The sequence below is a fragment of the Pseudomonas eucalypticola genome, from assembly GCF_013374995.1.
Lineage (GTDB): Bacteria > Pseudomonadota > Gammaproteobacteria > Pseudomonadales > Pseudomonadaceae > Aquipseudomonas > Aquipseudomonas eucalypticola.
The window spans coordinates 2,119,302-2,136,296 of sequence record NZ_CP056030.1; the positions used below are offsets into that span (position 1 = coordinate 2,119,302).

The following is a 16,995-nucleotide window of genomic DNA, read 5'->3' on the forward strand; positions in this document are numbered from 1 at the left end:
GGTGGTCGAGGGCGATGTCAAAAATCGGCTAGGGGCTGGAGCAACGTCGCCCCTGGCCAGAGGCCTTGCTCAAGCAGTTGGGTGGTTTCGTGGCGGATGATCTGCGTCACCGCCCACAGACCATCGGCAATTACCCGGTTTTTCGGCCAGGCCATGGCGATGGTGCGGCTGACGTCGGGGTTGGTCAGTGCGTAGCTTTTCAACCGTCCCGCCTGGACTTCCTCCACCACGGCCGCCTCGGGCAGCACTGTGCAGCCGCAACGTTCCAGCACCAGGCGCTTGGTGATCGAGATCGAGCCGTCGCACTCCAACGCAATGCGCGGGGTGAAACCGCTGCGCATGGCCAGCGATTCCACCAGCAGGCGCAGGCCATGGTGAGTGCTGGGCAGGATCAGCGGGATATCTGCTAATGACTTCACCTCGACGCAGTCGCCGCCCAGGGGGTAATCGGCGGGCGTGATCAGGCGCACACCTTCGCGCAGCAAGGGGTCGTGCTGCAGTGGTCCGGGATGCTCGGGTAAGTAGACCAGGGCCAGGTCCACCACGCCTTCGCTCAGGCGCGCCAGGACATCGGCGGCCAGACCTTCGACAAAATGCACTTGCGTATGGGGGTAGCGTGCTTTCAAGGCATGCCCCAGGCGCCCGAACAGGAGGCGGGCGATGGTGGGCTGCGCCGCGATGCACAGCTTCGCCGGGCCATTTTCGGCGCTGTCGCGCATGGCGCGCTCGGCCGCCTGCAACGTGTCCGCCAGGCTGCTGGCATAGCCCAGCAACTGCTGCCCGCGCTCGGTCAGGGTCACGCCGCGGCCGCTGCGATGGAACAGTCGGGTGCCCAGCTCGGTTTCCAGCAGGCTTACCCGGCGGCTGATGGTCGACTGGTCCGCCCCCAAGGCCATGGCAGTGCGGGAAATACTGGCGTGCCTGGCCACCTGGGCAAACAGCGCAAGGTCATCTGAATTCATTGCAGGCTCCAGCAGCGCAAGGGGGCGGATTCTGGCGCAATGCCTAGGGTGTCGGGTGCATAGCAGGTTTGCGCAACAGGCACGGGCAGTTAACCCTCACGTAATGGTGCAATGCAAGCTTTGGTTTCTTTGAGGAAACGTTATGTCCCCTGTCTTCCGAACACGGCTGTTGCTGGCTGGGTCCCTGTCGGCGCTGGCCTTTTGCGCCACGGCCGCTACGTCTTATGGTCCGCAATTGCAGGGCTTCAGTTACCCGTATCCTGTGCACCATTACCGCTTCAACTCCCAAGGCCAAGCGCTGGACATGGGCTACATGGATGTGGCGCCCACAGTCGCAGGCAATGGCCGCACGGTAGTGCTGCTGCATGGCAAGAACTTCTGCGGCGCTACCTGGGACGACAGCATCAAGGCCCTGAGCGGGGCCGGGTATCGGGTGGTGGTGCCCGACCAGATCGGCTTCTGCACCTCCAGCAAACCGGATCATTACCAATACAGTTTCCAGCAACTGGCCGCCAATACCCATGACCTGTTGGCCAGCCTCGGCGTCAGCCAGGCGACCCTCGTGGGTCACTCCACCGGCGGCATGCTGGCGGCGCGGTATGCATTGGTCTACCCCCAGGCCACCCGGCAACTGGTGATGGTCAACCCCATTGGCCTGGAGGACTGGAAAGCGTTGGGCGTGCCGTGGCGCAGCGTGGATCAGTGGTACCAGCGCGAGCTCAAACTCAATGCCGACGGCATTCGCAATTACGAGAAGAATACCTATTACGTGGGGCGCTGGAAGCCTGAGTACGACCGCTGGGTGGACATGCTCGCTGGGCTGAATCAGGGGCCTGGGCACCTTAAAGTCGCCTGGAACTCGGCGCTGATCTACGACATGATCTTTACCCAGCCGGTGTACTACGAACTGCCGCAACTCAAGGTGCCGACGCTGCTGATGATCGGTGACGCCGACACCACCGCCATCGGCAGTGACATCGCGCCGCCCGAGGTCAAGGCCAGAGTGGGGCACTACGCAGTGCTGGGCAAACAGACTGCCCAGCGCATCCCCGGGTCACGCCTGATCGAGTTTCCCGGCAAGGGGCATGCCCCACAGATGGAAGACCCTGCAGGGTTCAACCAGGCGCTGGTCAAGGCGCTGGATTGACCCCATGCCTGCGGCGGCAACCACGCCAGGTTCGTTAGGGTGCCACCGAGGCGCCGTTGATGTGATTGCGCGCCAGCGCCTGGGCAACGAAGCCTGACGACTTCATCGCCTCCACGAATGCCGCCAGGTACGCGGCCGCCTCGGGTCCCTTGGCCTTGGGCGTGGCCATGGCTTGGCGGATGATCATGAAGTGCGGCTCCACAATCCTCATTCCGCCCACCCGAGCGATGTCCTTTTCCAGCTGCTGGCGGATACCGGCCGCCACGCTCAGCTTCTGCTCGATGAAACCCTGGACGATGGCCAGGGAAGTAGGCAGGCGTACGAGCGTGGCGTGGTGCAGGGTACGGCTCAGGAACAGGTCATAGGCACTGCCCTTGCTGACCGCCACGGTGGTGCCGGGCTGGTCGACCTCGGCAGCGGTGGTGACAGGGGAGTCACTGCGTACCGCGTACACACCCTCGATTTCCACATAGGCCTTGGTGAACTCGATCGCCTGCCCGCGGGTGGGGTCGATGGCGAAAAAACCGACATCGGCGCGGCCTTGCTCCACGTTGTCCACGGCGGCCCCCGCCGAGGTGACGGTGACCAGCTGCAGGGGGACCCCCAGCCTGCGTGCCAGCTCGTTCGCCAGGTCGACCGATACGCCTGCCGGCTGACCGGTGGCGGGATCCAGGTGCGCCAGAATCGGGTTACCGGTGTTGATCGAGGCGCGCAGCGTGCCGGTGGGGGCGAAGGCGGCTATTACGGGTTGTTCTGCCATCTGAGCGGCTCCAGCAGGGGGGGTGGCAAGCATCAGTACGCAGGCCAAAGCGCACAGCCACGTGGTGGCGGCCCTCATTCAGGCACCGCTCGGGACTTGGGCGTGCAGGCGTTCGTCGAACGGACTGCCCAGCAGCGGTTGCAGTTGGGTGCGCAGGGTCTTGACGTAGGTGTGCTGCACGAAGCGATCGTAGGCGGCGGGGGAGCGCAACACTTCCACCAGGGTGAAATGGTTTCTGGCATCGGTTTGTTCGAGCACGTCCAGGCGTACCACGTCCGGGTCCTGGCGTGCCTGTTCGGCGAAACGGTGCAGCAGCGTGAGGGCGGCCTTGACCTGGGGTGGCTCGATGTCGACGTGGGCGACGGCATAGACCGATTCATCGGCGGCAGCGTGGGCGCTGAAGAGCACGAAAACGGCGAAGGCCGAAAATTTCAAGCATGGCATGGGTGGAAACCTTGTAGAGGGAGAGCAGCGCCTAGTATGCGGCTTGTGCCTTGGCCGGTAGCGCATATCAGGTTTGCATCATTCCTGAAGCTCCCTGCGCACAATAGCCGCGCCAGCGCTCAACGCATTCAACTTGCCTCTCGCCACCCGACGCGGCAACGGCGCCATGCCACAGTTGGTGCATGGATAGAGTTTGTCGGCGTCTACAAATTGAAGTGCCTTGCGCAGGGTGTCGGCGACTTCCTCAGGCGTTTCGATGGCATGGGTTGCCACGTCAATGGCGCCTACCATCACTTTCTTGCCCCGAATGAGTTCAATGAGCTCCATCGGCACACGCGAGTTGTGACACTCCAGCGAGACCATATCGATATTGGACTTCTGCAGTTTGGGGAAAGCTTCTTCATACTGGCGCCACGCTGAGCCCAGCGTTTTCTTCCAATCGGTATTGGCCTTGATGCCGTAGCCGTAGCAGATATGCACAGCGGTTTCGCATTCAAGGCCTTCTATTGCCCGCTCGAGGGTGGCCACGCCCCAATCGTTCACCTCGTCGAAGAAGACGTTGAAGGCAGGCTCGTCAAACTGGATGATGTCGACACCCGCCGCCTGCAGTTCCCTGGCTTCCTCGTTGAGAATCCTGGCGAATTCCCAGGCCAATTTTTCACGGCTTTTATAGTGGTTGTTGTAAAGCGTATCAATCATCGTCATGGGGCCAGGCAGTGCCCATTTGATGGGTTGCCGGGTGTGTTGACGCAGGAAGGTGGCGTCTTCCACGAACACGGGTTTGCGGCGCGCCACGGCGCCTACCACCGTGGGTACGCTTGCGTCGTAGCGATCACGAATCCTGACGGTCTCGCGTTTCTCGAAATCGACGCCGCTCAGGTGTTCGATGAACGTGGTGACAAAGTGTTGGCGTGTCTGTTCACCGTCGCTGACGATGTCGATCCCTGCATGCCGCTGCTCTTGCAGCGACAGCCGCAGCGCATCGTGTTTGCCTTCGGTCAATTCATCGCCCTGCAGTTTCCACGGTGACCACAGTGTCTCTGGCTGCGCCAGCCAGGCGGGTTTGGGCAGGCTGCCGGCCGTTGAAGTAGGTAGCAGTTTTTTCATGATGCATGGCCTTGTGTATGCGGTTGACCAAAGAGCGCCGTCAGGTGCGCCTGGTATGGCTTGATGAAATGTTCCTCGGCGAACGCCCCTTGCTCGATGGCCAGGCGGCTGCGCTCTGCTCGGTCGTAGACGATGCGAGTCAGCGAATAATCCTGATGCTGCAAGCTTGGCTGGAAGGATTTTCCGGCGGCTGAATTCGCGTTGTAGATTTCAGGCCGGTAGATCTTCTGGAACGTGTCCATCGTGCTGATGGTGCTGATGAGTTCCAGGTCGGTGTAGTCCCCGAGCAAATCGCCGGTAAAATAAAAAGCCAGGGGCGCAACACTGTTCGGCGGCATGAAGTAACGAACCTTCAGGCCCATTTTCCGGAAGTATTCATCCGTCAGCGAGTATTCGTCTTGCTGGTACTCGGCGCCCAGCACCGGATGCTGGTTTCCCGTTTGATGGTAGACCTTGCTGCTGGAAACACTCAGGCAGATAACGGGCGGTTTGCGGAAGTGACACGTGTAGGCGCTCGACGCCACGAAGGACTGGAACAGCTGGCCATGGAGGTCGCCGAACCCCTTCGGGGTACTGAATTCGGACCGGCCGTCGTTATGGCCTGGCAAGAGTACGCTGAAGTCATAATCCCGGACGTAAGAGGAGAAATTGTTGCCGACGATGCCGTCAATGCGTGCGTTGGCTTGTTGGTCGATCACCGTTGTTTTCAATAGCTCGATCAGCGGCAGTGCAGTGCCGCTGCCGTCAAGATCAATATTCATTTCGACGGAGATGACATCAAGCTCAACGGTATAACGATCGCCTGTCGGGTTGTCCCAATGCGCCAGCGCATTGAATCGATTATCGATCATCGCCAACGTATTGCGTAAGTTCTCCTGGCGATTGCAGCCTCTGGCGAGGTTGGCGAAGTTGGTGGTGATGCGTGTAGTGTCCGAGGGGGTGTAATGCTCATCGAAGCGAATGCTTCGGAGGGTGAAATCGACGTCATGGCTCATGGTGGTCGAGGGCTCTCATCGTTCAATGTTTTCAGTGCGCTCTATTACCCTTTTTCAGGTTTGGGTCGGTGAGTGTCTGCACAGTTATCGTGGGGCATGTTATGGGCGCCCATTGAACGAGAACCAGTGAATTGATTTCACAGAACCTTTAGTCATATTCATGCGCGCTTGCGCCGACAGTGCGGTACCCAGTGGGTGGGGTCGGCAGACTCCGGGCCATGCCCTTGCGCAAGGCATGGCCCAGCGCGGGACGTCAGTGACCGAGTTGCACGGTCACTGCGCTGTGCAGGCCATAGGGCTGGAACGGCAGCGGCGCATAGATCGCCGCTTCCTCTTGCTTCATGCGATTGTTCAGTGTCGAGGCCATGGTCAGTTCCACGGTATTGCGCCCGGCATGGGCGTACTGGCTGACGACCACCTCGCGCAGGTGTGGGTCGGCCGCCACGACATGGCCGTTCACCTTCAGTTGCCAGAGACCGTCGCCAGCCGGTATCCCCAGGCGCACGGCGGTGGTGCCTGCGGTCAGCAGGAAGGCGCCCCGGTAGCTGGCGCGGCCGGACAGGTTGCGCAGGCCGTCGACCTCAGACCACGGGCCCTGGGGGGCCGCGCCCACGGCGTGATGCTGGATACGGGTGGTGTAGCCATCCGCGGCCGGGCCCCAGTCGTCGAGTTGCAACGTGGCGTTGCTCAACGCCACCGGCACTTGCCAGCGCACGGCGGGCGCGGCAGTGGCGGTGAAGTGTTGCCCCAGGGCGAACGCAATCGCCTGGCCAGGTTGCAGCTCGACTTCAGTGCCCAAGCTGTCCGGCGCCTGAGGGGTGAACGCCACGGGCACGACCTTGCCGCTCCAGGCGTCCAGTTGCACCAGCTTGCCTTGGCCGCGCAGAGCGATCTGCGCCTTGTAGACCTGCTGGCCGGTATTGACCAGCCAGTAGTAGTCGTTACCTGCGTCGCGACGATGCACGCTGTAGACCCCGGCCACGCCCGGTACGAAGCCTGGCTGCACATGCAGCGTTTGCAGCGCGCTCAGGGCCTGCGAGTAGTCGGCGACTCGCGTAGCCCCCTCAAGCGCCAGGTCGCCGCCCACCACCAGCACCGGTGCGCCCTGGGCGCTCACGGCGCGCAGGCGCTGGCGCACGTCGACAGCCAGTGGCCGCCGGCCGTCCACCAGCAGCGCCTGCCATTGCCCATGCCCCATAACCAGGCGGTGGTCGTGCCAGGCGAGGCCATGGCTAAGGACCTGCTGGCTGCTGATGAACCCGTAGTGGTAGCCGGCCTGGGCCAACGATGAATCCGCCAGCAGCGGCCCGTCGTGATCCAGTTCGTCGTTGAGCACCACCAGTTCGGTCTGGGCCGTGCCATGGCGCAGCAGCGCCTGGGTGCGTGCCAGGTAACCGGTGATCTGCGGCATATCCGGCCAGGACGGCTGACGCGGCCCCCAGGCTTCGGAGAAACCATTGTCGATAGTCGGCGAAAACAGGCTGGGCCCAAACGGCTCGAACGGTGACCAACCCGGCCAGCGTGCCGTTGGCACCTTGCCCGAGTACGGGTAGCCGTGCACGGTGATCTGGTTGACGCCACCGGCGTAGTGCAGTTGCAGCACAGTGAGCATGTCGGCCCAGCTTTGCCGGTAGCTGCCGCCGATCACCGAACAGCATTCGGTGGAGAACTCCCCGCGGCCTTGAATCTGGCCGGCGGTGCCCAGCAGGCGGAACAGGTCCAGCTCGTTGTTCAGGGTCAGGTTCTCGCCTTCGGGGGTGTCGGCCTGTTCGGCCGCGGCGCCCATGTCCATGGGCTGGCCGTAGGTCTGCACGCGGTAGCCCAGGCCCAGGCTGTGGGCCCATTTGGCCAGCGGTTGCAGGTGGTGTTCGCGGTACAGGTCGCTGAGGGTGCGTTCGTAATCGCGGTACACCTCGCTTGAGTGGGCCGTGGCACTGGCCAGTTCGAAGGTGGGCACGCGGGTGCGCGGGGCGCCGAAGTGGCGCTGGTTGTCGACGATGATCAGCGGCAGCAGCGGTTCCATGCGGTAGCCACGGCGCTGGGCGAAGGCGTCGGGCAAGCCGGGTGTCCAGTTCAGGTGCGCGTCCAGTTCCAGGGAGTCTTCGAACAGGTCGCGGCCGTGCTGGCGAATCAGGCCCTTGAGCGTCGGGTTCAGGAGATTGGCTTCCCAGTAGCCGGTGACGGCCTGGCTGCCAGCGTCGGCGAAGTGGTCAGGCACGTAGGCCTGGGGGGCGCTGGCGGCGGGGTTTTGCTTCATGACGGCCAGGGCCGAGGTCTGCCCGGTACCGCGCTGCCAGTAGGCGATGATGATCCAGTGGCCGCCTGGGGGCGCCTGCCAGTGCAAGGTGTCGTCGGTGTTGAGTTCGATCAGCGAGTCGGTTTTCAGGCGGATAGGCTGTTCAGCGCATTGGTCGGCACATTGCCAGGCCTGCGCGGCCACCAGGTGCTGCTGGTTGATGGGCGGGGCTTGGCTTCTGGCGGGTTGGGGCAGTGGCGCCGAATAGGTGTCCTGACCGGCCAGCACTGTCCAGCCGGCCACCAGCTCCTTGGCGGCTTGCGCGCCGTTGGGGTCCAACCCCGGCACCACCACGGGCCACGCCGGGCCCAGGGTGAGCGATACACGCAGACCGTTGTTCGCGGCGGCGCGCAGGGTGGCTTCCAGCACCGTGCGCCACGCCGGCGTGCCCCAGCCGTAGCGCGCCGGGTCCACGGGGCCGGCGTTTTGCGGCAGGTCGGCGACCTCGACACTGCCGAAGCCGGCCTGGGCAATAGTGTGCATGTCCTGGGCAATCACGGCGCTGTCGGCCTGGGCACCCGGTAGCCAGTAACGGATGCTGGGCTTGAAGGGCTGGGTGGGGGCCTCGAACAGCGGGCGCAGGCGGTTGAAGTCGTCGGCGGCGTGGGCAACCGCGGGCAGGCCGGTGACCAGGCAGGTGCAGGCCAAAGCCCTGGCGAGCAGGGAGGGCAGGGTGGTGGGCACGGGGGCAGTTCCTTTGTCGAATCGAGTCCGAGGGGCTCAGGTGGGCGACCGTTCGCTGGCGGTCAGCGCGGCTTTCAGAATCCATGGCGCGGAGACCGCGCCGACCAGGGCGGCGTAGACCATCTTGAACGCCACGAATGGCCAGAAGGCCAGGGTGTCCACCGCCAGGGTCATCAGCGCCAGGCAGGTCGCTGGCACCAGAACGACGGTCATCAGCACGGCGACGATGAGGGTGCGGGCGGCCAGCGGCAATGAGGCCAGCGCGACAATCCACGAGGATGGGCGGGCCTGGGGCGCGGCGATGCGGCCCAGGCGCACGCGCTGGCGGGTGAGCAGCGAGATGGCCAGGCTGCCGAACAGGGTGAGCATGAACACCGTGGGTATCAGGTCGATGGCGATGCCTTTCGTGCCCCATAACGGAATGATGGCGGCGTCGTGAAACAGCAGGGCGGCGAAAAACAGGGCGATGGCGGCGTTGATCGCGCAGCCCAGCAGGGTTTCGCGCTGGATGTAGTGCGGGGCAGGGACGGGGGCGTGGTTCATGCGGTTACACCTGATTTATTGTTCGTGTCCAGGGTAGGTACAGACCGGTGATTCGATGAGGCCAGCCAGGCTGGCCACAAGGTTTCAGGTAACGCGAGTGACGGCTTCCAGGAAAGTGAGCAGCGGCGTGCTGAGCGAAGTGTCGGCGGTGCCGATGCTGAAGCCCTGGGAGAAATGGTTGTGGTTGGGCAGTACCAGCAGTTCGGGGCTGAAACCGTGCTGGCTGACCAGCCGTGCGAACAGCTCACCGGCCTGCACCTGCATTTGCACCAGGTCCAGTTGGGTAAAGCCGATGAGCAGCGGGAAGGGCGCGCTCGACACGTGGTCGACGGTGCTGGCGCTATCCCACATCGCCGGGTCGCTGCCGAAATAGGCTTCGTTGCGCGGGTCGGGCGTGTCGATGCCGAACTGTTTCCGCGCCTTGCCTTCCAGGCGGGCGTTGTAGGGGCCCGACAGCAGCACGGCGCCGCGGATGTTCCAGCCAGGCGGTTGAAACGCTGCGCGCAGTGCCGTGGCGGCCACATGGGCCGCGCCCGCCGATTCCCCCATCAGCACGACGCGGGTGCCGTTCACACCGAATTCAGCACCGTTGTCCTGCAGCCACTGCCACACCTGGGCGACGTCCTGTGGCCCGCACGGCCATTGGCTCTGCGGGGCCAGCCGGTAGTTGGCCAACACCACGGCATAACCGTGGCGGGTCAGGAAGTGACCGATGTTCTGCCGGTGCGCCTTGCTGCCACGAATGAACCCACCGCCGTGGAAGAACGCCAGCACTGGCCAGCCGCCGGCCGGTGCCACGCCAGTGGGCGTGAACAGGTCCAGGCGGTGGCGTTCGTGGGGGCCATAGCTCAGGTCCACGTGCACATTGACCGAGCCGGCGGCGGGCGCTGACTGGGCGTTGGCGTACAGGGCGGCGACGGCAGGCAAGTCATTGCCCACCTCGCGGATGCGCGCCGCCAGTGCCTCGCTCATGCCGCTCATGGCCGTGCTTCCGGGGTTTTGTACAGCTGGCCGTCCTTCATGATCAAGCTGATGTTGTGCTTGTCCTGTAGCACGGTGACGTCCTCGGTGGGGTCGCCCTTGATCATCAGCAGGTCGGCCAGGTAGCCGGGCTTGATCAGGCCCAGCTCGTCGCCCATGCCCATGATCTGCCCACCCAGTTCGGTGGCGGCCTGAAGCACCTCCAGCGGGGTGTAGCCGAAGTGGCGCACCCACAGCTCCAGGTCGCGGGCGTTGCGGCCGTTGGGGTTGAACGGGAAGCCGTAGTCACCGCCCGGCAACAGGCGGATGCCCCGAGCGCGCAGTTTGGGCACCAGGGCTTTCTGGTGTTCCAGCACGATGGCGGCATCGGCCTTCATGTGGCTCATGTCGAAATGCGGCGGCGGGTTGGCGTCCAGGGTTGCCTGGATGATGCCGATGGTGGGCGCGACGAAGAGCTCGTGCTTGCGCGATTCCAGCAGATCCAGGCCTTCATCGTCGGCATAGGTGCAGTGGTACAGCACGCGAAAACCACTGCGCACGCCGATCTTCACGGCTTCGGCGCCGTGGGCATGGCCGGTCAGCCAGACGTTGGACTCGCGCGCCTGTTCGCCCGCAGCCATGAGTTCTTCAGCGTCGTACAGCAGTTCGTGCGAGGCGCCGGGCTTGAGTGCGCTTTCACCGGAGATCAGGAACTTGACAGCCTTGGCGCCCAGCTCGGCGCACGCTTTGACGAAGCTGCGCATGCCGTCGGGACCGCGCTGGTTGCCTTCGACCTTGCCCGGGTCCAGGTCGGTTTCGTTCGGCGGTTCGCGCTCCACCGACGAGGGAATCAGGCGCGGCCCGGGCATTCCGCCGGAGACGATATGGGCGTTGAGGCTGATCTCCAGGGACTTGCTCAGGGCGCCCGCGGAGTAGGCGCTGGTGAAGCCGTGGTCCAGCAGGATGCGGGCATTGCGCGCCGCGGTCAGGGCCAGTTCCTCCGGTGGCAGGTACATGCCCGGCACGAACTTCTCCACCGACGTCGGCCAGGTGATGTGCGCGTGGGGTTCCACCAGGCCAGGCATCACCACGTGATGGGTGCAGTCGAAGACGCGCGCATCATGGCTGGACACGGTGTGCGGCGCACGGGCCACCTCGGTGATGCGGTTGCCTTCGACGCGGATCTCGCCGGCGAAGGCAGCAGCACCGCTGCCGTCGAAAATGCGGGCATTGCGGAATACGACGTTCATGGACTGTTCCTTGTAGTTGTAAGCAGTCACGGCTGAATGAGGTTCAAGCGGTCAAGCGGTGCAGCAGCTCGCGTTGCAAGGTGACCAAGGGGCCGACGCCCGCAGCGGTGGCATACACATAGTGGTCCGGGCGCACGATGGCGGCGGTCACGTTGTGGCGGGCGAACCAGGCGGCCAGCAAGCCGTCGGCCTCGGTCAGCATCGGGCTGCCGAGCACCACGCGCTGCATGCCGGTGATGGCCTGCAAGTGCGCATCCAGGCCCAGGTCGGGGTCGGTCACCACCAGTCGCCAACCACCGCCGAGCACGTCATCCATGCGCTGGCGGGTGCCCTCCTTGAGCAGCCACGGCTGCGGGAACAGGCTGCCGGCGGCGGGGCTGTCTGCCAACAGGCCGGTGGTCAGGCGCGGCAGGATGTCCTGGCGCGGGGTAGGGCGCACGCTGCCGCCCTGTTCGTCGAGCAGACGGGTATCGCGGGCGCGCGCCTTGGCCAGGTCACGCTCGCAGATCACTGCGCCCACCGACTTGATGGTCGTGGTCAGCTGGCGCACGTGTTCCTTGCGCTCGGTGCTGTAGCTGTCCAGCAGGGCTTCGGCTGCCTGGCCCCGCACGCGGCCGTCGAGCACCGCCTGCAGTTTCCAGATCAGGTTGCTGACGTCGCGCACGCCCTGGCACATGCCCTGGCCCAGGAACGGCGGTTGCTGGTGCGCGGCGTCGCCGGCGATGAATACCCGGCCGACGCGCCAGTGCTCGGCCACCAGGGCGTGGAAGCGGTAGCTGGCCTGGCGCCACAGTTGCGCGTCCGCGGGGCCGATCCAGCGCTCCAGCAAGCGCCAGGCGCCTTCCGGGGTGGCGGCCTGCACCGGGTCTTCATCCGGCTTGAGCGAGATTTCCCAGCGGCGGTGGTTACCCGGGCCCATCACGAAGGAGCAGGGGCGCTCGGGTTCACAGTATTGCACGCTGGTGGTGGGCAGCTTGGCCAGACCCTGTTCGTTGGCCACCACGTCGACCACCAGCCACGGCTCGTCGAAGTCCAGGTCTTGCAGGGTAAGGCCGACCTGTTCGCGCACGGTGCTGGAGGCACCGTCGCAGCCGATCAGGTAGCGCGCCGTGACGGTCTTGTGCGTGCCGTTCTCGGCCTTGAGCGTCAGGGTCACGTCGTCGCTGCCTTGCTGCAACGCCTCAAGCTTCAGGCCGGTGTCGACGGTAACGCTGGGCAGTGCGGCGATCCTGCGGCGCAGCACCGCTTCCACCGGCGGCTGGGTGAACACCACCGATGGCTGATGGGCCTGAGGGTAGGGCTCGGGCACCACGGTCATGCGGCGGATCATCTGCCCGTCCAGGCCAAAGTAGCAGGAGTCGGTGAACGGCTCGCAGTACTGAGCCACTTCCTCGCCAATGCCCAGGTGCTGGAAGACTCGCAGGATCTCGTGGTCCAGCGCGATGGCGCGCGGCTTGTCGTACACGTCATGGGCGCGGTCGCACACGTAGACGTTGACGCCTGCCTGGCCCAACAGCGCGGCGGCGATGGCCCCCGAGGGGCCGAAGCCGACGATGGCTACATCGTAGTTATCGGCCGCCATGGCTCAGGCTCCTTCGGCCAGGATCGGGTTGCGCAGCAGGCCGACGTTTTCGATTTCGACTTCCACCACGTCACCGGCTTTCATCCACAGTTGCGGGGTGCGGGCCTGGCCAACGCCGGCCGGGGTGCCCATGGCGATGACGTCACCCGGCTCCAGGGTCAGGCACTCCGACAGCAGCGAGATGGTTTCGGCGACCGACCAGATCATGTCGCGGGTGGTAGCGTCCTGCATGATTTCGCCGTTCAGTCGGCACTGGATGCGCAGTCCGCTGGCGCCGGCAGGCAGCTCATCAGCGGTGACCACGACCGGGCCCAGGGCGCCGGTGGCGTCGAAGTTCTTGCCGATGGTCCACTGTGGGGTGCGCTTCTGGTAGTCGCGCACCGACATGTCGTTGAAGCAGGTGTAGCCAAACACGTAGTCCAGCGCATCGGCCTGGCTCACATGGCGCGGCACCCTGGCGCCGATGACCACGGCAAGTTCGGCCTCGAAGTCGAAGCGCTCGGAGACCTTGGGCACGCGCCCGGCCACTTCATGGGCCATCAGTGACGTCTTGCCACGGTAGAAGAACCACGGGTATTCAGGCTTGCCGCGGCCGCTTTCGCTGGCGTGGTCGAAGTAGTTCAGGCCCAGGCAGATGGTCTTGCCGGGCTCGGGCACCAGCGGCGCCAGTTGCAGGTCATTGAGCGGCAGGCGCGGGGCCTGGCTGTCGGCGGCGGCCCGGGCCGCTTCGTTCAGGTCGATGCCTTGTTCCAGTGCCTGGCGCAGGTCGGCCGGTACGTGGGGCACGGCGGCGTTGAGGTCGATGACCTGGTCGCCTTCGATCAGGCCCAGGCGCGGGGAACCGTTATGCAGAAAGGTGGTGAATCGCATTGTTATTGTCCTTGCTCTGGGGAGGTAAAGAAGACGTTGCGCTGGGCGGCCTTGAGGGCCGGTGACGGTGGCTGTGAAATGCCCCACTGGTCCACGCGGCCCTCGGGCCAGGTCCAGTCGTCTGGCGCGCCGGCCTGGTAGCTGTCGTCGATCTGCTCGACGTCGGCGGTGTATTCGATGACTTCGCCGAAGGGGCCGATGAAGTAGTTGAAAGCGTTGTTGCCCGGGCCGTGACGGCCGGGGCCCCACTCGATGGGGTGCTGGGCGTCGCGCATGCGGCCGCCGCCGCGCATCACCGATTCCAGGTCCGGCATCAGGAAGGCGATGTGGTTGAGCGCGTCGTTGTCGGTCACGCCCAGGGCGATGGAGTGGTGGTCGTGGTCGCAGTTGAGGAAGGCCATGATCTTGGTGCGGTCGGACAGGCGGAAGTCCAGCACGCGCTCGAAGAACGCCTGGGACTGCGCCACGTCGTGGCTATTGAGCACGGCGTGGGCCAGGCGGATGGGGCGGTCCACGGCCTCGAACGGCGCGGTGTTGCGCGCATCGCCATGCACGATGCGCAGGATCCGGCCATGGGGGTCGCGCAGGGTCAGGGCCACGCCGCCGCCCGGCTCGGTCACGTTGACCTGGTCTTCGATGATCTGCCCGCCGTTGGCCAGCGCGGCTTCGCGGATCTGCCCCAGGGCGTCGGCGTCCCTGGCGCGCAGGGTGACGTTGCGGATCGCCAGGTGGGCGGCCTGGTGCAGGGCCAGCAGGTGGTGATCGGCACCCGTGCCTTTGAGGTAGATGGCCGTGTCGGTGCGCGCGGCGATCTCCAGGTGCCAGACGCGGGTGTAGAAGTCCTCGGCGAGCGCCAGGTCGGGTACGTCGAGCGCGACGCTGCGCAATGCCTGAATCCATTTGGAAGCCATAGGTCAACCCCTGCCTGTGTAAGTCGAGCATGCAAGAAAACGTTGGGCGTTGCCGTGCAGCAGAGCCTGAATGCCGGCGTCGTCCAGGCCACATTCGTGCAACCGTGCCACGGGTTTGCGTTCGTGAAAATTGAAGGGGTAGTCGCTGCCCAGCAGCAGTTGGCTGGCGCCGAATGTATCGATCAGGTGGCGCAGGGTCGGGGCATCGAAGACCAGGGTGTCGAAGTACAACTGGCGCGCCTGTTCGCTGGGTGAAATGGCCATGCTGTCGCGCAGGGTGGGAAAGGTTTTCCAGCCTTGCTCCAGGCGTGGCAGCAGCGAGGCGAACGTGCCGCCGCCGTGGCTGAACGCCAGGCGCAGGCCGGGGCAATCGCGCAGCAGGTTGCCGGTGATCACGCTGGCAGCGGCCAGGCCCACGTCGCTGGGGTAGGCCAGCACTTGCTGCAACTGCGCAGGCCCGCTGAGGCGGTCCATGCCGCAGGGCTTGAGGGCGTGGACGAACACGGGCACATCCAATGCCACACAGGCCTGGAAGAAAGGCCGCAGGCTGGGGTCGGCCAAGGTCACACCGTTGATGTTGCTGCCCAGCTCGACCGCTACCAGGCCCAAGGTGCCTGTGGCGTATTCCAGCTCGGCGATGGCCAGGTCCACATCCTGCAATGGCACCGCGGCCATGCCCAGCAAGGCACCGCCACTTTCGTCGCACAGTTGCGCCATGGATTCGTTGATATAACGCAGCAGCGGCTGCGCGTGCTGCGCCGCCAGCCAGTAGCTGAGCAGCTCGGGCATCGGCGAGATGACCTGGTGCGCCAGACCCATGCCCGGCAGATCGGCCAGGCGCCGCGGCAGGCTCCAGCATTGGTCGGACACGGTTCGGTAATGCTTGCCGTCGATCATCACGTGGCAGTGGCAATGGCCATCGTGTGAGGGTATCTGCATCAAGGAGGGCCAGCCGGCGGGCACATGCCTATCGGCCCAGGTGGGGAAGCGGTCCGGTACGAAATGGGCGTGGATATCGGTGCCCAGGTCTTTGGAGAGCTGGATGGTCATGGTCGTGGCTGTTTTTATGATTGTGTCGGCAAATCCTATATAAAATGATTTTTGGTGGCAATATAAAATATTAAAAATTGCGGTATCAGCTTGCTTACAACGGTCGAGGCCTCGCTCAGTGCCTGGCGGAGGCCCCGCGGAAGGTCACTAGCGCGCGGTCAGGCCCGCTGTCTCGATGCCAGCCGTGACGACCCGTTCGTCTTCGTCGCCGGTTCCGCCAGAGGCACCCACCGCCCCCAGCACGTTGCCCGCAGCGTCTAGCACCAGCATTGCGCCGGTGTGCGGAATGAAGGGTTGGCCGCTGGTGGTGGCGATCGCGCCGAAGAAAGCTGGCATTTCACTGGCTTTCTTTGCTAATAATCGCGTATTCGCCCCCATGCCGACGGCAGCGCAGGCTTTGCCCGTGGCGATGGAGAGGCGCAGCGCGGTGGCGCCATCCTCGCGCGAACAGGTGATCACCGCACCTGCGGTGTCGACCACCGCGATCGCCATGGGCTGGAATTGATGATCGCGTGCGGCTTGCAAAGCGCCGTGCAGAGCGGCTTGGGCCAGATCGAGGGTGAGTGTGGGCATGACGGCTCCTTTTTATATATTAAATGAACGGTGCAGGCGTATCTGATATGATTGGCTGCGCAATCGCAACCCCGACTGCTTGTTTTTCATTCTCTGGTGCATTTACCCATGGCTCGAACCCCTGCTGTCAGCATCGATAACCGCCCCTCTACCCGCGCCACTGACCTTTATGATCAGCTGCGCGCGGACCTGATCAACGGTCAATTGGAGCCTGGCAGCAAGCTGGTGATCGATGCCTTGGCGGGCCGCTATGCCACCAGCGCGACGCCGTTGCGCGAGGCGCTGAACCGGCTGATTTCCGATGGCCTGGTGGAAAAGCGCGAACTGCGTGGCTTCGTTGTTGCGGAGGTCAGCGAGCAGGACCTGGTGGAAATCACCAAGACCCGCTGCTGGCTGGAGGAAATTGCCCTGCGCGAGTCCATTGCCCGCCGCGATCGGGCGTGGGAAGAAGAGGTGGTCATTGCCCACCATCGCCTGGCGCGCACGCCGCGGTCGCTGTCCCAGGAGCATTTCGAGGACAACCCGGACTGGGAGCCGGCGCACCGCGCGTTTCACCGGGCGTTGATCAGTGGGTGCGGGTCGCGGTGGTTGTTGGCGTTCTGTGATCAACTGGCCGATCAGCACCATCGCTATCGCACCCTCTCGGCGCCGCAGGCGTTCACGGCCAAGCGTGATGTGAAGTCCGAGCACCAGCAGATCATGGAAGCGGCGGTGGAAGGCCGGGCGGATGAGGCCGTGGGGTTGTTGCGCGGGCACATCGAGCGCACGGCGAGCATCGTGCGCGCGGACTCGCCGTTGTTCATTCAGGGGCGTTGAGCAGATACCCCGCTCCCCCGCCATCTGTGTAGCAGCGGCCATGGC

At 64.6% G+C, this 16,995-nt stretch carries 16 protein-coding genes; 2 read left to right on the top strand and 14 right to left on the bottom strand.

Annotated elements, in window-relative coordinates:
• Positions 1 to 17: 17 nt before the first annotated feature.
• Positions 18 to 962 (bottom strand): LysR family transcriptional regulator, encoded by a 945-nt coding sequence (locus HWQ56_RS09805; RefSeq protein WP_176570317.1) that lies wholly within the window; start codon positions 960 to 962, stop codon positions 18 to 20.
• A gap of 142 nt (positions 963 to 1,104) precedes the next feature.
• Here HWQ56_RS09805 and HWQ56_RS09810 point away from each other — a divergent pair, with 142 nt between their 5' ends.
• Positions 1,105 to 2,109, top strand: coding sequence for an alpha/beta fold hydrolase (locus HWQ56_RS09810; RefSeq protein WP_158158396.1), 1,005 nt, complete (start codon positions 1,105 to 1,107; stop codon positions 2,107 to 2,109).
• Positions 2,110 to 2,143: 34 nt separating this feature from the next.
• Here the strand turns inward: HWQ56_RS09810 and HWQ56_RS09815 are convergent, their stop codons facing one another.
• The 13 genes from HWQ56_RS09815 to HWQ56_RS09875 all read right to left on the bottom strand — a co-directional run bounded on the left by HWQ56_RS09815 (position 2,144) and on the right by HWQ56_RS09875 (position 16,134).
• Positions 2,144 to 2,869 carry an ABC transporter substrate-binding protein gene (locus HWQ56_RS09815; protein ID WP_176570318.1) on the bottom strand — a complete coding sequence of 242 codons (726 nt, stop codon included), beginning with the start codon at positions 2,867 to 2,869 and terminating at the stop codon, positions 2,144 to 2,146.
• A gap of 78 nt (positions 2,870 to 2,947) precedes the next feature.
• Entirely contained in the window at positions 2,948 to 3,313 is a 366-nt protein-coding gene (locus tag HWQ56_RS09820; protein WP_176570319.1) for a putative quinol monooxygenase, read from the bottom strand.
• Between the two features lie 78 nt (positions 3,314 to 3,391).
• The gene (locus tag HWQ56_RS09825) at positions 3,392 to 4,420 is read right to left on the bottom strand and encodes a methionine synthase (protein WP_176570320.1); all 1,029 of its coding nucleotides are present in this window, start codon (positions 4,418 to 4,420) and stop codon (positions 3,392 to 3,394) included.
• Positions 4,417 to 5,415, bottom strand: coding sequence for a DUF1852 domain-containing protein (locus HWQ56_RS09830; RefSeq protein WP_176570321.1), 999 nt, complete (start codon positions 5,413 to 5,415; stop codon positions 4,417 to 4,419). The genes HWQ56_RS09825 and HWQ56_RS09830 overlap by 4 nt, the downstream gene beginning before the upstream one ends.
• 253 nt (positions 5,416 to 5,668) lie before the next feature.
• The gene (locus HWQ56_RS09835) at positions 5,669 to 8,395 is read right to left on the bottom strand and encodes a glycosyl hydrolase (RefSeq protein ID WP_176570322.1); all 2,727 of its coding nucleotides are present in this window, start codon (positions 8,393 to 8,395) and stop codon (positions 5,669 to 5,671) included.
• A 36-nt stretch (positions 8,396 to 8,431) separates the two neighbouring features.
• Positions 8,432 to 8,938 carry a hypothetical protein gene (locus tag HWQ56_RS09840; protein ID WP_158153883.1) on the bottom strand — a complete coding sequence of 169 codons (507 nt, stop codon included), beginning with the start codon at positions 8,936 to 8,938 and terminating at the stop codon, positions 8,432 to 8,434.
• An 84-nt stretch (positions 8,939 to 9,022) separates the two neighbouring features.
• Positions 9,023 to 9,919: an alpha/beta hydrolase gene (locus HWQ56_RS09845; RefSeq protein WP_176570323.1), complete on the bottom strand. Its 897-nt coding sequence runs from the start codon at positions 9,917 to 9,919 to the stop codon at positions 9,023 to 9,025.
• On the bottom strand, positions 9,916 to 11,148 hold the full coding sequence (locus HWQ56_RS09850) for an amidohydrolase family protein (RefSeq protein WP_176570324.1): 1,233 nt from the start codon (positions 11,146 to 11,148) through the stop codon (positions 9,916 to 9,918). Before HWQ56_RS09850 ends, HWQ56_RS09845 begins: the two co-directional genes overlap by 4 nt.
• A gap of 43 nt (positions 11,149 to 11,191) precedes the next feature.
• Positions 11,192 to 12,730 carry a bifunctional 3-(3-hydroxy-phenyl)propionate/3-hydroxycinnamic acid hydroxylase gene (locus HWQ56_RS09855; RefSeq protein WP_176570325.1) on the bottom strand — a complete coding sequence of 513 codons (1,539 nt, stop codon included), beginning with the start codon at positions 12,728 to 12,730 and terminating at the stop codon, positions 11,192 to 11,194.
• 3 nt (positions 12,731 to 12,733) lie between these two features.
• On the bottom strand, positions 12,734 to 13,600 hold the full coding sequence (locus tag HWQ56_RS09860) for a fumarylacetoacetate hydrolase family protein (RefSeq protein WP_176570326.1): 867 nt from the start codon (positions 13,598 to 13,600) through the stop codon (positions 12,734 to 12,736).
• Between the two features lie 2 nt (positions 13,601 to 13,602).
• Complete coding sequence (locus HWQ56_RS09865; RefSeq protein WP_158153888.1) at positions 13,603 to 14,511, bottom strand: VOC family protein; 909 nt, start codon at positions 14,509 to 14,511, stop codon at positions 13,603 to 13,605.
• 3 nt (positions 14,512 to 14,514) lie between these two features.
• A complete protein-coding gene (locus HWQ56_RS09870) occupies positions 14,515 to 15,561 on the bottom strand; it encodes an amidohydrolase family protein (RefSeq protein WP_176570327.1) in 1,047 nt (348 codons plus the stop codon).
• A gap of 147 nt (positions 15,562 to 15,708) precedes the next feature.
• Positions 15,709 to 16,134: a GlcG/HbpS family heme-binding protein gene (locus tag HWQ56_RS09875; protein WP_176570328.1), complete on the bottom strand. Its 426-nt coding sequence runs from the start codon at positions 16,132 to 16,134 to the stop codon at positions 15,709 to 15,711.
• Positions 16,135 to 16,242: 108 nt separating this feature from the next.
• Between HWQ56_RS09875 and HWQ56_RS09880 the strand changes: the two genes are divergently transcribed.
• A complete protein-coding gene (locus HWQ56_RS09880; RefSeq protein WP_158153891.1) occupies positions 16,243 to 16,950 on the top strand; it encodes a GntR family transcriptional regulator in 708 nt (235 codons plus the stop codon).
• Positions 16,951 to 16,995 lie beyond the last annotated feature (45 nt).

Excerpts from the sequence above, each read along its gene's own strand:
- HWQ56_RS09805 (WP_176570317.1), bottom strand. The coding sequence starts at position 962 with ATGAATTCAGATGACCTTGCGCTGTTTGCCCAGGTGGCCAGGCACGCC.
- HWQ56_RS09870 (WP_176570327.1), bottom strand. The coding sequence starts at position 15,561 with ATGACCATCCAGCTCTCCAAAGACCTGGGCACCGATATCCACGCCCAT.
- HWQ56_RS09880 (WP_158153891.1), top strand. The coding sequence starts at position 16,243 with ATGGCTCGAACCCCTGCTGTCAGCATCGATAACCGCCCCTCTACCCGC.
- HWQ56_RS09810 (WP_158158396.1), top strand. The coding sequence starts at position 1,105 with ATGTCCCCTGTCTTCCGAACACGGCTGTTGCTGGCTGGGTCCCTGTCG.
- HWQ56_RS09830 (WP_176570321.1), bottom strand. The coding sequence starts at position 5,415 with ATGAGCCATGACGTCGATTTCACCCTCCGAAGCATTCGCTTCGATGAG.
- HWQ56_RS09820 (WP_176570319.1), bottom strand. The coding sequence starts at position 3,313 with ATGCCATGCTTGAAATTTTCGGCCTTCGCCGTTTTCGTGCTCTTCAGC.
- HWQ56_RS09825 (WP_176570320.1), bottom strand. The coding sequence starts at position 4,420 with ATGAAAAAACTGCTACCTACTTCAACGGCCGGCAGCCTGCCCAAACCC.
- HWQ56_RS09815 (WP_176570318.1), bottom strand. The coding sequence starts at position 2,869 with ATGGCAGAACAACCCGTAATAGCCGCCTTCGCCCCCACCGGCACGCTG.
- HWQ56_RS09850 (WP_176570324.1), bottom strand. The coding sequence starts at position 11,148 with ATGAACGTCGTATTCCGCAATGCCCGCATTTTCGACGGCAGCGGTGCT.
- HWQ56_RS09840 (WP_158153883.1), bottom strand. The coding sequence starts at position 8,938 with ATGAACCACGCCCCCGTCCCTGCCCCGCACTACATCCAGCGCGAAACC.
- HWQ56_RS09845 (WP_176570323.1), bottom strand. The coding sequence starts at position 9,919 with ATGAGCGGCATGAGCGAGGCACTGGCGGCGCGCATCCGCGAGGTGGGC.
- HWQ56_RS09860 (WP_176570326.1), bottom strand. The coding sequence starts at position 13,600 with ATGCGATTCACCACCTTTCTGCATAACGGTTCCCCGCGCCTGGGCCTG.
- HWQ56_RS09855 (WP_176570325.1), bottom strand. The coding sequence starts at position 12,730 with ATGGCGGCCGATAACTACGATGTAGCCATCGTCGGCTTCGGCCCCTCG.
- HWQ56_RS09875 (WP_176570328.1), bottom strand. The coding sequence starts at position 16,134 with ATGCCCACACTCACCCTCGATCTGGCCCAAGCCGCTCTGCACGGCGCT.
- HWQ56_RS09865 (WP_158153888.1), bottom strand. The coding sequence starts at position 14,511 with ATGGCTTCCAAATGGATTCAGGCATTGCGCAGCGTCGCGCTCGACGTA.